At 67.9% G+C, this 14,278-nt stretch carries 4 protein-coding genes and 1 pseudogene; 3 read left to right on the top strand and 2 right to left on the bottom strand.

The annotated features are described in order from the left end of the window. Both GWK61_RS23005 and GWK61_RS23000 read right to left on the bottom strand, forming a co-directional pair. Positions 1-279 (bottom strand): annotated as a pseudogene (locus tag GWK61_RS23005) (hypothetical protein); the annotation flags it as partial. Positions 280-283: 4 nt separating this feature from the next. Continuing rightward, a complete protein-coding gene (locus GWK61_RS23000; RefSeq protein ID WP_194911223.1) occupies positions 284-12,130 on the bottom strand; it encodes a WXG100 family type VII secretion target in 11,847 nt (3,948 codons plus the stop codon). 160 nt (positions 12,131-12,290) lie between these two features. On the opposite strand from GWK61_RS23000, the gene GWK61_RS22995 reads away from it, so the two are divergent. From GWK61_RS22995 to GWK61_RS22985, 3 genes are read left to right on the top strand one after another with little or no spacing between them, the layout of a single operon-like run. Next, positions 12,291-13,373, top strand: coding sequence for a hypothetical protein (locus GWK61_RS22995; protein ID WP_194911221.1), 1,083 nt, complete (start codon positions 12,291-12,293; stop codon positions 13,371-13,373). A 52-nt stretch (positions 13,374-13,425) separates the two neighbouring features. Then, complete coding sequence (locus GWK61_RS22990) at positions 13,426-13,734, top strand: WXG100 family type VII secretion target (protein WP_194911218.1); 309 nt, start codon at positions 13,426-13,428, stop codon at positions 13,732-13,734. Between the two features lie 44 nt (positions 13,735-13,778). Beyond that, positions 13,779-14,096, top strand: coding sequence for a hypothetical protein (locus GWK61_RS22985; RefSeq protein WP_194911216.1), 318 nt, complete (start codon positions 13,779-13,781; stop codon positions 14,094-14,096). Positions 14,097-14,278: the final 182 nt, after the last annotated feature.

The following is a 14,278-nucleotide window of genomic DNA, read 5'->3' as shown; positions in this document are numbered from 1 at the left end:
GCCCTCCCCAGCCCCGGCGTCGATCGTGATCCCCCACACCCGCACATCCGCCGCAACCGTCAGCACCGCACGCTCAGACCCCGCGACACCCCTGATCACGATCTGCTCGGCCCGCACCCCGGCCGCCGCGACGATGCTCAGCGGCCGATCCAACACCAGGTTCTCGCGATACTCCCCGGCCTCCAGCACGAGCACCGCGCCCGGCTTCGCCGTCCGCAGCGCCGCCTCGATGGCGCCGTCGCCCCGGCCCTTTGCCGAAACGCGTATCGGGTCTGTCACGTGGTCATCCGTTCCATGGTCCCTGGCCGGTCCCCAGTATCGGCGGCGGAGGCGTGATCTTCAGATTCAGCGCCGGGCTAAGCACATCACCGATGAACCACTTCTCGAAAGTCTTCTCGCCGAAGCTGATCAACAGATCCGGGATCCCGCCCTGGTGGAAGTAACGGCCCGAGCCTAGTTGGTGCAGGATGGTCCGCGGCCCGACGGCCAGCAGCCCGCCGGTCAGCGCCCCGGCCATGCCCAGCCCGCCGGCCTGCAGCGACTCCAGGCCGGACACCGTGATGTGGTGCGTCCCGATCCCGAACACCGTGGACGTGAACGCGGTCGAGACGAACCCGGCGATCCCGCTGGTCAGCAGGGAGTTGACGCCGTAGTCGTACAGGCCCGAACGCCAGCGCCGCGGGTTCTCGTTGCCGGCCCACTCGTTGTCCCACGTCTTGTCGTGGTTGTAGGGGGCACGGCCCCAGAACTTGCCGCTGTCCACGTTGCCGACGCCGTCCTTGAACTTCTTCAGCAGCGTCTCCTGAAGCGCGTTCGACGCGCCCTTCACCCCCGAGGTGACGGCGCCGCCGGCGAAGATCTTCCCCCAGTCCGCCGGCGTGAAGTTCCAGTTGTTGACCGCGCCGGTGATCAAGATGTTGGCGATGACGTCGAAGGTGTAGTCCTGCAGGAAGTCCAGAAGCACCTTCTGCGCCTTGAGCCAGTTCGGGTTGACGAACTGCCCGTCGACACCGTCGATGTCCCGGTACTGGAGCCGGTTGGGCTCGCGCCACATCCGGTTGTAGCCGCGGAACTCGGTGCCCGCGCCACGGAATTCGTACTCGCGTCCGCCGGTCTTCCAGCGGCCGGAGATGTCGAAGTCGGGCCGGACGCTCCAGCGCCCGAACGTGTCCCGGGTGTTGATGAAACCGTTGAGGGAGCGGTAGCGGATCCGGGTTCCGTCGGCCAGCGTCTCGATCCACTGACCGGTGGCGGCGTGGGTCTCGCGGTAGATCTCCTTGCCGCCGGGCGTCACGCCGACGAGCTCCTTCGCCCGGAAACCGCCGCCGTGATCGAACTCGGACCAGACGTTGGAGTTGGGCGTGCCGTCCTTGATGTCGTAGAGGCGGACCTTGCCGTCCACGACCGTGCGCAGCACCGGCGGGTCGATGAAGTTCCCGTGCGCCGACTCGGGGACGTCGCGCCACGGCTGCATGTCGGTTCCGGGCTTGGGGTTGGGGCCCCACGTGCCGTCGTCCGCCTTCCACTGCCGGATCGCGTGGGTGTCAGCCTTCACCGAGCCGTCCAAGCCGCGGATGTCGCTGTGCCAGACGTCGCCGATCTTGTAGGCGGCCAGGCCGCGTCCCTTGTCCAGGGCCCGGATCTCCCGGATCGGCACGACCTTGGAGATCCCGTCGATCTTATGGAAGTCGACGAACGAGTCATCCCAGCTGCCCAGGTCCGGATGGCTGCGGAACGGGAACCGCAGGCCACTGATCACCGCCCCGTCGGCGCCGGTGACCTCCCAACTCCACTTCCCGGACAGCGGATTCCCGCTCCCGGCGACGATCTCGCCCTTGCCGCCGACGCCGGGGAAGCTGTCGGTGCGCTTGGTGATCAGACCGATCGGATCGCGGGTCAGTGAGGTGTCGCGGCCCAGGTCGGAGGTGACCCGGCCGAGGTCGTCGGTCGAGCGGACGATCGTCTTGGCCTCGTCGTCGAGCGTGTCCGTCCACTGATGTCCGGGCCCGAACGTCCGCACACCCTGGCTGATCACCTTCTTGTCGGAGCCGACCTGCCGCCAGTTCAGCGTGCGGCCGTCCACCGCCGTCACACCGCCGGCGAGCGAGGCCCACTTGCCGCTGTCCAGGTCCCGGCCGACCTCCAGCTTGCTGCCGTCGTCGAGCTTCACGACCGCGCGCACCAGCACGCCGGTGTCCTTGCCGCCGGCGGCGGTGACCGTGACGAAGTCGAACGTGGAGCCGTCCGGGATCGCCACTCGCATCCCGCCGGCGCGCTGGATCGGTGCGCCCAACGGCTTGCCGCCGGGCACGATCTCGTGCTCGCTCCAAGCGTAGATCTGGAACCTGCTGTCCACGCCGGACACCCCGCCGAACAGACCGCGGTTGGGGACGTCGATCTCGGCGAAGTGCCGGGCGAACCAGGTCGGGATGCGCTGCTCGGCGACCCGCTGGATCACCAGGATCCGGTTCTCGCCGATGAACTCGCTGGTGCCGGTCTCCTTGTCCTGCGGCGAGATCTCCTTGTAGGTGTGCAGGGTCTTGAGCGGATCGCCGAGCTTGCCGTCCCTGATGTCGATGGTGTGCTCGCGGAAGTGCCCGGCGTGGCCCCACTTGGTGAACCACATGCTCCACTGCTTGGCGACGACCACCTCGGCCTTCGCCCCGGCCTCGCCGAACGTCAGGGTGTCCTTCCAGGCAGAGCCCTGGTATTCACGGATGCCCTTGGCGACGGAGTTCCCGTCCTTGTCGTAACGGTTCCAGACCCACAGGCCGCGCTGGTCCCCGAGGCCGCGCTCGGCGCGGATCAGGCCCTTGTCGAGCGTGACGCGGTAGTCGCGGGCGATGCGGCCATTCCGGTAGAGGTCCTTGAAGACGGCGCCGTCGGCGTTGGTCTCGTAGATGCGCTTGCCGCTGAAGAGCAGCTCCCGGTCCGGCCCGTCACCCTTCCACTCGAACCAGTGACGCTTGCCGTCCAGGGCGCGGAAGACCTCGACATAGCGGCCGTCGCCGAGGTTCTCCTTCAGGTAGAAGGGCGTCTTGTCCTCGCCGACCAGGACGACGTCGCCGTTCGGCCGGACGGTGACGCCGCCCTTGCCGAGGTAGGGACCGCGGCTGCCGTCCCAGAGGTGGCGCGCGTCGACGGAGTCGGCGACGCCGAGCTTCGCCCAGCGGCCGTTCAGGTCGTCGACGGCGTAGACCTCGCCGGTCGGCTTGCCGTCGCGGCCCAGCACGGTGATCTGCCGCCAGGGGTTCACCGGATGCGGCGGCCTGATGTCGCGGACCGCGTCGACGAAGGCTGTGAACTTGGCGACGACGGTCTCCGGGTCGGGGGTCGCCCAGGGGTTGTGGGTCAGCGGATCGACGTCGAAGACCTTCACGACCGTGGTGTCCGGCGGGGTGTGCGCCAGCGAGGTCGAAGGAGGCGCCGGAAGATGCGGCGGAGGCGGCGGCGTGACCACCCGGTCGTCGATCACGAACGTCGTGGCGCGCTGGGTGAACGGATCGGCGAGGAAGCTCTGGCGGTCCGGGAAGTGGATCAGCCCGTGGCCCTGGTCCGGGTCGAACACCCGCACACCGCCGCCGTCCTCCAGCACGGCGGCCATGGAGTGGCCGCCCAGGACCTGGAACCCGTCGTCCACGGCGCGGCCGTTGGTCGAGAAGACGATCCGCGTCCCGCCCGGCAGATCGGCCAGTTGATGGGCGAAGTCGGTGAGCCCCAGCTGCACCGCGGGCCGGTCCCCGCTCAGTGCCTGCACCGCGTGGCTGTCGATCGCCGCGATCCCGTCGGGGCCGTGGGCGCCGGTCATCCAGCCCGTGACGGTCCGCACGGCGTCGTCCCGGAGCCCGCCGAGGTCCTTGAACCCCAGCGGAATGCTGTGATCGGCCTGCGTGAGCCAGTGCACTGACAGGTACCCGCAGAACTGGCCGAGCGGAGTCCCGGCACCATCGTTGTGGCCCACCTGGAGATGGAGGTCGTGGTCCAGGTTCGGGATGATCAGCCAGGGGTTCTGCAGAGTCGGGTTGAGTTCGTCGTCCCGGACGGTGACGCGGTAGTCCCGGCCGCCGACCTGGAGGTGCAGGTCGTGCGCCCACGACGAGCCGTTCGCGTCGATCATGTCCAGGTCGAGCTTCTCCAGCGCGGGCATGTCGGTACGCCGCAGGCCCAGCAGGTTCATCGCACGGACCAGGTCGGAGCCGAGCGGGTAGGAGATCCCGTGCTCGGCGTCGCCCGGCAGGAAGAGCTTGAACGAGGACTTCCCGTCCGCGACCGGCGCGCCGGTCAGGTCCTTCGGCGGGTCGGTCCAGAAGTCGTGGCCGGACAGCGGATCGTCCACGACGTTCTTGCCGGCGCCGGCGCCGATGTCACCGGTGAAGGTGAACAGGGCGTGATCGTTGAGCGCGACGACGTCGTGCGTGGCCCCGACGGTCGCCACCTGCAGGCGGGTGCGCAGCAGGTCGGCGACGCCCTCGGCGCCGCAGCCGACGACCAGGATCGGCATGCCGGGCCGCCAGTCGGTGACGCCGGAGGTGAGGAAGTCGTGGGCGAGCTCGGCCGGGATGCGGACGCCGTTGACGAACAGCTCGTCCGTGGGCTTCTCGAAGTGCGTCATCAGGCGGAACACGCCGTCGTAGCGCGGGACGCCGTCGGACAGCCGCAGGTCGGCGGGGCGGTTCGAGAGCAGGAGGCTGTCGTTCAGGACGTAGCCGTGGCCCGGGAGGTCCGGGTGGAAGAACTTGTTGTCGTGGACGTAGGCGCCGGTCGGGGTGTGCTCGACCTCCATCGGAGTGTGCACTTCGATGTCGGTGTGGCTGTGCGCCTGAATGTCGGTGTGCACGTCGGCCGCGACCGGGTCGTGCATCTCGATGTCCGCGTCGTCCAGGCTCAGGTCGTGCATTCGGCGGATGAGGTCGTCGATGTCCTGGCCGGCGTCGGCGCTCCACTTCCCGGTGGTCCCGACGAGGCCGGATATCCGCTTCTCGAAAGCGTCGAGATCCTTGAGCGTCGGCGAAGTGAGCTCGGTCAGCGTCTTCACCGCGTCCTTGATCTCGACCCCGGCCGCGCCCTGCTCCCAGATCTTCCGGCTGAACTGGCCGAGCTGCGCCACGTTCGCGTCATGCCCGACCGCCATCAGGTCCGAGAACTCGCGCCATGGCGCCAAATGCAGATCGTTCTTCGCCAGGTCCGCGACGATCCGCAGGCGCGCCGGGTCCGAGGTGTCCTTGAACAGATCCTGCTTGCCGAAGGCGTAGAGCATGTTCGTCATCGGCGAGTACTTGCCGCCGATCGCGGTACCCCAGTGCGCGAGCTGGTCCAGGAACTGCGCCTCGCCGGCCACCCCGACGTGGTCAGCGCCCTGATACAGCAGCGCCTTTCCGGCCGACAGCGCGTCGGCGGCACTCTTGCCGCCGGCGACCAGGACCAGCGGCTCGCCGGCCTTGAGCAGCGGCTTGAAGGTCGCGGCCTCCCCCACCAGCGTGAGCCGGATGTGGACGCCGTCCCCGACTCCGGTGCTGAGCGTGCCCAGTTTACTTCCCGGCTTCCCGAGGTCGTCGAAGCGGACGACCTCGATCTCGGAGGCACCTGCCGCGCCGAACTTGGTTTTCAGCTCGTCCACGCCGCGGCCGTCGGACAGCGTCGCCGTCCAGTGGTCTATGTAGCCGGGGCCGACGTGAACGATGTCCACGCTCGGGGTGGTGCCGCGCTCGATCCGGCTGATCACGTCCACGAAGTCGTGACCGGCCACCGGGCTGCCGTCCGGGCCCACGTCGCTGTGGCCGACGTAGAGGCGCTGCGGCGGAACGTCTTCCGGGAAGAGGTGATCCTTGAACGCCGGCCCGAGATCAGGGTCCTGCTTCAGCCCGGTCAGGCGCCAGTCCCGGGCGGCGTCCGGGCTCTTGGCCTCCAAGTCGGTCAGGTCTTGGAGATACGTGCGCAGGTCCTGGTCGATCGGCACGCCACCGGACTTCCAGTCCACCCCGATCTCAGTGGGATGGCCGAGGTCGGTCAAGGCCGTCTTCAGCGATTCGGTCGGCGGCAGATGCGCGGCGAACACCTTGTCGGCGAAGGCTTGCAGGCCCGCCTTGACCGCGAGCGGTCCGTCGTCGAACTTGGCCAGCTTGCCCAAGTAGTCCAGGTTCGAGACCGAGCTCGACGGGTCGAAGCCGAGCCGGCGCATGGACTGCCCGAAGTCCGACCCGAGGTGGTAGGGCTCGATCTCCAGGTCGCCGGGCAGGAACAGCTTGAACCGCGCGCCGCCGTCGTCGTGCGGACCGGCTTCCAGCACGTCCGGCGTGGGCCGCCAGTCCAGCTGGGACGTCCGGACGTCCGGCCCGTGCTCGCTCCAGGACTCGGGTCCGGTGTAGGTGAACCCGTCGTGCGTCGTGACGAAGTCGTGGGTCTCGCCGACCGTCGGGGTGTGCAGCTCGGTGCGCAGGGCGGCGGCCAGGTCCTCAGCGCCGCAGCCGACGACGACGATCAGCTGGCCGTCGCGCCAGGGCAGCAGCCCGGACTTGAAGTACCCGCCGACCAGGCCGTGCGGCACCGGGACGTCGTTGACGTGGGCCTGGCCCCGGACGTCGTCGAAGTGCGTGACGAGCAGGAACGCACCGTCGTATTTCGGGAGCTTCGCGGCCAGCGCGAGGTCCTTGGCCTGGTTCGACAGCAGCAGGCCGCCGGGCAGGATCCGGCCGCCGCCGGGCAGGTCGGGGTGCTGGAAGATGCCGCCGTCGAGGCTCGGCACCTCCACCGCCGGGTGCGCGTCGGCCGGCGCGTGGTCGCCGAGCTCGCCCGCGTGGCCCCAACCGGCGCCCGCGCCGTCCAGGTACACCAGGCCGTCGGAGCGGAAGCGGAAGGTCAGGACCGCCGGATCGGGCTGGCCCAGGAAGTGGCCGGGGACGATCAGGTCGCTCTGGATCAGTCGGGTCGGGCCGTCCCAGCCGCCCCCGCGGTACGCGTCGGTGACGTGCCCGATCAGCGCCGTGAGATCGCGGCCCGGCCCGGCCTCCAGGCCCGGCGCCTTGGTGAGGTCGACGACCACCCGGACCTGCTTGTCCCCATAGGCCTTCAGCTTGGAGTCGACCGCGCTGCGCACGCCCTTGCCGACGTCGGCGAACTCCTTCACCGAGTTGTATCTCAGGTGGTCGCCGACGTGCGTGACCGAATTGAAGAACGTGTCCTCGGTGCCGCCGAACCCGTTCTCGCCGGGCTTGGGGACCTTGCCGTCGGGTCCGGCCAGCACGTAGTCGGGCTTCTTCGCGCTCCCGTCGAAGGGCCACGGATGCAGGCCGGAGGATCCGCCGTGCACCTCGGCGAGGAGCTTGGCGTTGAGGGATTCCAGCGCGTCGTTCATCGCCGAGACCGGGAACTTGCTGGCCCGGGTGTCGCCCTTGAGGTTGTGGTCGAAGAGGTTCTGGAGCAGGGGGCGCGCCGCGGCCGAGGACACCTCGGGATCGGCCAGGCTCTTGTGCAGGGCGTCGAGGTCGGTTTGCAGCTGGACCTTCGCGGCGTCGCCGAACTTGGCGTCGTTGAACATCCGCGTGATGGCCTTGTTGCCGCCGGTCGCCACGCCGTCCTTGACGGTGCCGAGGCTGAGGATGCCGTTTCCGCTGAACATCCCGTCGACCTCGTGGTGCCAGGCCTTGTCCCACGTGCTGAGGTTGACCGGTCGGCCCCAGGTCCCGGCGACGTTCTGCGGACGCGGGTCGGGGGCGACCGGATGCGAGTCCAGCGGCCGCAGCTCCAGCGAGGTCTTCGGCATCTGCACGCCGGGGCCGTTGGTGAACACGTCCCCGTTCCGCTGTTCCTTGGCCAGCCAGTCGTCGGCGTTGCGGCCGTTGCCCCACACGTCGTGGAACTCGTGGGTGAAGTCCTGGCGGAAGTCCTGCACGATGTGGTCGTACTTCGCGCCGTCGCCGAGCAGTTCGGAGGCGTGCGACAGCTCGTCGAGCAGATGCGCCTCGAAGTTCAGGCGTCCGGGAACGGCCGAGGCGAGGTCGCCGAGCCGGGAGTCCCAGCCGGCGATGAGCGCGCGGATCTGCTTGGCGTCCAGGCGCGCGCCGGTCCAGAAGGTGTCAGGGACCTTCGTCAGCTCCTTGGCGTCCGCGGTGAACTCGGTGCGGACCGCGCCGATCTCCGGGGCCGTCAGGTCGCGCATGCCCGCGGGGTTGTGCCAGTCCTGCAGGCCGTGGGTGAAGGCGTCGTCGGCGGCGTCGATCCGGGACAGGCTCCGCAGTTCCAGGTCGAAGCGCTCCGGCAGGCGGGAGGCGAGGTCGTCGATGATCGGCTTGGCCTCGTCGGCTCCCAGATGGTCGGTGAGGGTGCGGGAGATCGAGCGGAACTCCGAGGCGAGGTCGGTGAGCCGGTCGGCGGAGAACCCGTCGGCCAGCGGGACGTCGTGGCCGAGCCAGCCGCCGTAGGCCTTCTCGAACGCGTCGGCCTCCAGGTGGCCGAGTCCGGCTTCCTTGTCGAGTTTCGCGCCGATGCTGGCGAGGTGGTCGTCCAGGCCCTTGGCGAACTTCGCGACGTCCAGGCCGCCGCCGTCGCCGAGGCCGTGGCGCGCGGCGCCGAGCAGGTCTCCGATGTGGGCCTGGAAGTCTTCGGTGAGCTTGGTGAAGCCGAAGAAGGAGGGGGTTCCGCCGGTCTTGCCGGCCCAGTCCTTGATCGCGTCCTGGAACCGGATGTCGGCCTGGTTTTTGAGCGCGGCAACCTCGGGTTCGGAGCCCAGGCGGTGGTCGAGGCCGTCGAGCAGGTTCTTGGTGAGCCGGTCGAAGGCCGGCGGGTCATTCAGGACTGCGGGTCCCGCGTCTCGCAGGGCCTTGTCGAACTCGTCCCGCCACGCCTTGATGTTTTCGATCGACACCGATCCGTGGTCCTCGGACCACTTGTCGAGCTTGGTGTCGAAGTGGTCCAGGGCGGTGGTGATCTTCGGGGCGATCTGCTTCTCGAACTGGATCTTCGGCTGGACGCCCTTGGCCAGGTCGATGCGGGCCTGGCTCCAGGCCGCGGTCTTGTCGACCGGATGGATCTGGGACAGGGTGCTGCCGAAGACGTCGCCGTTGTCCTTCTCCCAGGACAGCCAGCTCTTTCCCAGGTCCGGGGTTATGCCATGCGGCATGCCGTTCGGCAGCGAGTGCCCGGACAGGAAGTCCAGCACGGTGTTCTCGCGGAACTTCGCGGCGTCCTCGGGCGCGCCGTGGAAGGCGTGCGCGGCGTCGGCCAGGGCGGTCCGCAGGTCGGCCTCGAAGGCGAGCTTGCCCTCGAAGTTCTTGAGCGCCTGGTTGAAGATCTGCGGGCGGGAGCCCGGCGGGATCTTGCGCAGGTCGCCGCTGAGGTCGTGGAGCAGCCGCTGGATGCCGGAGTCGCCGACGAGCGCGGCCTCGTTCGGGTTCTTGGCGGCCCAGTCGGAGGCGATGGCGAGGCCCTTGAGGCCGTTGGAGTTGACCTTCGAGATCCGGGCGATCTGGTCGGCCAGCTTGCTGTGCATGTCGTGGGTCAGGGCGCCGGCGAGGCCGTCCTGGATGTCCGCGGTGAACGTCAGCTTGTTGGCCTGGGCGTCCTGGAAGATCTTCTCCGCGGTGCCCAGGAACTCCTGGCGGAACTTCGCCAGCTCGGCCGGCGGGAGCTTGCCGGCGATGCCGGCGTTCTCGCCGAGTCCGTGCTCGAACGCGGCGCCGGCCTTGCGCATCCAGTCGTCGCGTTCCAGCGCTTTGCCCAGCGCGGTCTTGAGGTCGGCGGCGAGCGCCAGCTTCAGGGCGGGCAGGTCGGTCCCGTCCCCGAACGCGGCGTTCTTCGCCGACCAGACCCGGTCGAAGCCGGAGCCGACGCGGGTGGTGATCTCCTGGTCGAACCTGGCCTTGGCGTCGAGGCTGAGCTTGACGTAGCTCGGGTCGTCCTTGATGCCCTTGCCGAGGTCGTCGATCCAGCCGGCCCGCTCGAACTCCTTGGTGAACTGCTTGGGCAGGTTGTCGATCAGCCGGTTGACCTGGAGTTCGGAGAACCGGTGATCGACCAGCCGGGGATCGCGCCAGCCGGAGTGCACGTCCTTGATCTGCGTGAGGAAGTCGGTCCCCATCTTGTCCAGCACGTCGGGGGAGATCTTCCCGGCGAAGGCCGTGATCTGGTGGTCGAAGGCCTGCTTGGCGACGGCCAGGTGGTCGGCCGTGAGGCCGCCGACGCCGGCGACGTCGTGGAGGTTGGCGATGGGTTCGGCGCGGACTGCGATGTTCTCGGAGCCGAGGCCGTGCAGGGCGCCGGCCTGGCCGGCCAGGCTGTGGTCGATCGAGGTGTTCAGGGAGCCGATGTCGGCCAGGTTGTGCTCGGCGAGGTTGCCGCCGGTGACCTCGACGTTCTTGACCAGGCTGAGCACGTCGTGGATCGGGACGGCTTCGGCGGTCGCGGCGGCGGAGATCTCGACGTGCGGGACCACCTCGTGCACATCGACGGTGGCGATGTGGTCGGCGCCGGTGAACGTGGGCAGCTTGGCGACCGCGATCTCCTTCTCGACGCCGGTGAGCGAGATGCTGTCGCCGATCTTGACCACGGCGATGCTGTCGGCGTGCGCCAGGTTGGTGATCTCGATCGGCTTGAAGCCGTCGAGCTGCTCCAGGCCGTGGATGGTGACAGTGCTGAGGTTCCCGGAACCGATCTTGTTGAAGGTGCCGAGGTTGTCCAGGTTGCCGATGTCGAAGTGCGGGTCGATCTTGCCGAGGTTGTCCAGGTTGCTGGCGTTGAAGTGCGGGTCGAGCAGGTTGGGCTTGACCAGGGAGTCGATGGTGTTGATGTCGTTCAGTTTGATCGTGCTGAGGAACTTCTCCGGGACGAACAGCGTGCCGTTCGGCATCGGCACGTAGTTGATGCCGTGCTCGGGGTTGAAGTCGTGCATGGTCTTGAGGTTCAGCGTCATCTTGGCGATCGCGTCCGCCGGCAGGTTCAGGCTCTTGGTGAGCTGGAAGAGCGTGAACTGGTCGTCGAGCACCTTGTTCATCGGCACGATGCCCGGGAGCGTGCGCTCGAAGGAGCGCCACAGCGCGCCGCTGAAGTTCAGCGCGGTGAACTCGTCCTTCGTGACCGGCAGGAAGAGCCGGACGAAGCGGCCGGTGCCGATCTCGGTCAGCACGAAGTCGATGCCCTTGCCGAAGCTGTCGCCGAGGAACTTGATCCCGCTGAACAGGTACTGGTCGAAGTTCATGAACTTGTCGAAGGCCAGGGCGCCGATCTTGGTGATGACGTTGGGGAAGGTCAGGATCTTGTCGAAGACCCACAGCCCGGCCTTCATGCCGAGCTGGCCGATCACCTTGATCGAGCCCAGCACCCCGATCGTGCTGAAGTCGATGAACAGGGTCTTGACGTCGGTGAACAGGTTCCCGATGGTGCCGCCGAACTTGTCGACGCCGTTGATGATCTTCCCGAATCCGCCCTTGATCAGGTTCGCCAGGTCGCCGCCGATGCCCCGGGTCATCGGCGCGATGATGCCCAGGAAGCTCAGGAACAGGCCCAGGAAGTTGGTGTCGCCGTGCGCGAAGTCGACGATGGTCTTGATGAACAGGGCGATGTTCGCCAGCCAGGCCAGGATCGCCAGCGGGCCGCCGAAGATCAGGCCGACCACGCCGAGGATCAGCGCCAGCCACTGGAACGCCTCCCAGAAGATCTCCGAGGGCGTCAGGGCACTGGCCAGCCGGCTCACGGCGTCGTCGATCGCGGAGGAGGCGGTGTTGCCCGCGGCGGTCAGGTCCGAGCCGGCCTGGGTCGCGGCCTGCTTGTACTGCGCCAGGCCCGGGTCCTTGTCCGGCAGACCGAGCGCCTTGGTCAGCGCGGTGTCGGCGTCGGCCTGGTGCTGCGCCATGGCCGTGATGAAGGTGTGGATCGCCGGGGCGGCTTCGTCGAAGCACTGCTGGAGCCCGCGGAAGAACTTCTGGAGCTGGTCGCTGATCTGGCCGCGTAGCGCATCGGCGGTCTTGCCGGTCCAGCCGCCGGCGACGTTGTTGACGATCGCGGTGATCGTCGACTCCATCTCGTCGACCTGGCCCTGCACCGTGTCCATGATCTTGGCCAGGGCGGCCATGGTGTCCTGGCTGCCCGGTGTGGGGTCGTGGTCCAGGCCGAGCTTGGACCAGTCTGTGGGCCTGGCCACGCGGCCTCCTCCGGTTCGTTGCGGTGTTCCGAACGGGGGTACGTATCCGGACCCGTCTACGGTTCTCGTGGCGTCTCGCCGCTTTCCGCGATTGGCGAGAACCTTTTCCGGCAACGGATGCGTACCACCGGGTGAGAGACGAAGGGGAAGGGGTGAACCGGTGGCGGACCCGAACAAGCTTGACGCCGGCTTGAAGTTCCAGATCGACTACACGCAGCTCAAGACGGCCGCGGACAACATGGACAATCTGCGGAACAACCTCGACTCGCAGCTCTCGGCTTGGAAGTCGGGCATCACCGACAGCTCGATGGAGGGCATGACCATCTACGGCGGCACCTTCACCGGCAGCGGGAACGACCGGCTGGACCAGTCGCTGTACGACTTCTACAACAACTTCACGAACATCGCGGGCGACGCGAAGACCAAGCTGCAGAAGCTGTCGCAGACCTTCCGCACTGTGGCTTTGCAGTACCTGGACAACGACCTCGGCCTGGCCGCGAGCATCAACTACCAGAGCTACCAGTATCTGCTGAGCGCCTGGGGCTCGAAGGAGGCCGCTTGGAAGCACTACCAGGCGACCAAGAACGAGGAGACGACGTTCCAGACGTACGACGAGAACGGCAACCTCGTCACGCAGCACATCCCGATGTGGGCGCCGGGAAGTCCGACGCCGGACGACCCGGGCGCGGCGCCGACGTCGTACAACAACCTCAAGGACGTCACGAACCCGCTGTTCGGCTTCCGGGACAAGCCGCTCACCCCCGACGACAAGACGCTGGTCGCCGGTGACGTGCAGCCGTTCGGCTCGCACGCGGCGTCCATGACCACGAGCGTCAAGCTGGACCAGGGCGTGCTGGACACCAACACCGGGGCCAACCCGCCGGACTCGGACCACCAGCAGAGCCCGGTCGTGCAGAGCGACACCACAGTGAGCTACGACGGCGGCACGTACACCGAGAGCACCACGCACGAGGTCGCCAACAAGTTCAACTACACGAGCCACATCACGCACGCCGACGGCACCACCGAGACCGCGGCGTGTACGGCGAACCCGGACGGCAGCAACGCGGTCTGGACCGACGTCACCAAGCACACCGACGGCACGACCGACAACTACAAGTGGACCGGCAACGCCAACAGCCCCGGCGACCGGACCCTGGTCGACTCCCCGGCGATGCACCCGAAGGGCGGCAACAACGGCGGCGGCCGGGGCGGCGGTGGCGGCCGCCTCGGAATGATCTGACAGCACGCACTCCCCCCCGACAGCACCACCCCGGCACCGAAAGGCGATCCGCATGCCCAACATCGACATCAACAGCGACCAGATCAACGCCGCGACCGCGACCCTGAACCAGGCCGTCGGCGACATCCCGACGCAGCTGAACAACCTGCTGAACACGGTCAACGGCCTGCTGGGCTCGAAGGAGGGCGGCCTGTTCCTGACGCAGTCCAGCCCGGCCTTCCAGTCCGCCTACAAGAGCTTCAACGACTCGCTGGTCGCGGCCGTCCAGACCATCGGCTCGTTCTCCCAGCAGTTCACGAGCATCGCCAACAGCATCATCGGCATGGACGAATCCATCGCCAAGAGCATCAACGGCAAGTAGCCCACCCCTCCCGCCGCATCCGATCCGAACACAGGAGCCGTGAGATGTCCGACGCAGTATTCGACTACAACAAGGTCGCAACGGTCAGCACCCAGCTGCAGAACGCCAACACCGACCTGGTCACCCACCTGGCCAACCTCCAGAACACGGTGACCGCCATGCTGAGCTCCGGCGGCGGCCTCTACATGGAGCAGTCCAGCCCCGCGCTGCACGACGCCTACGCGCACTTCACCGTCACGCTGCAGAACGCGATGAACAACATCGGGAACTTCGCGCAGCAGTTCGAGAAGATCAAGGGGGGCCTGTCGGACTTCGACTCCGGGACACAGAAGGCGGTCATCGCTGCGGGGCAGAAGCAGTAGCAGAGGCAGAAGTAGAAGCAGGAACAGCAGCAGGAGTAGGGCGGGACGGAAGCGCGCGCCGGTCGGCTGAGGCGATCAGCTGGCCGGGCGCGCGGTGGTCTTTGGGCGCTCCTGCTTTCTGCGTGGCGTGGGTGCTGGTGTCGGGTGGGTGTGGCGGGTGCGGTTGTTTTGTGGATTTTAAG

This window comes from Catenulispora rubra (genome assembly GCF_015356825.1).
Taxonomy (GTDB): domain Bacteria; phylum Actinomycetota; class Actinomycetes; order Streptomycetales; family Catenulisporaceae; genus Catenulispora; species Catenulispora rubra.
This window is presented reverse-complemented; position numbering and strand designations above follow the sequence as displayed.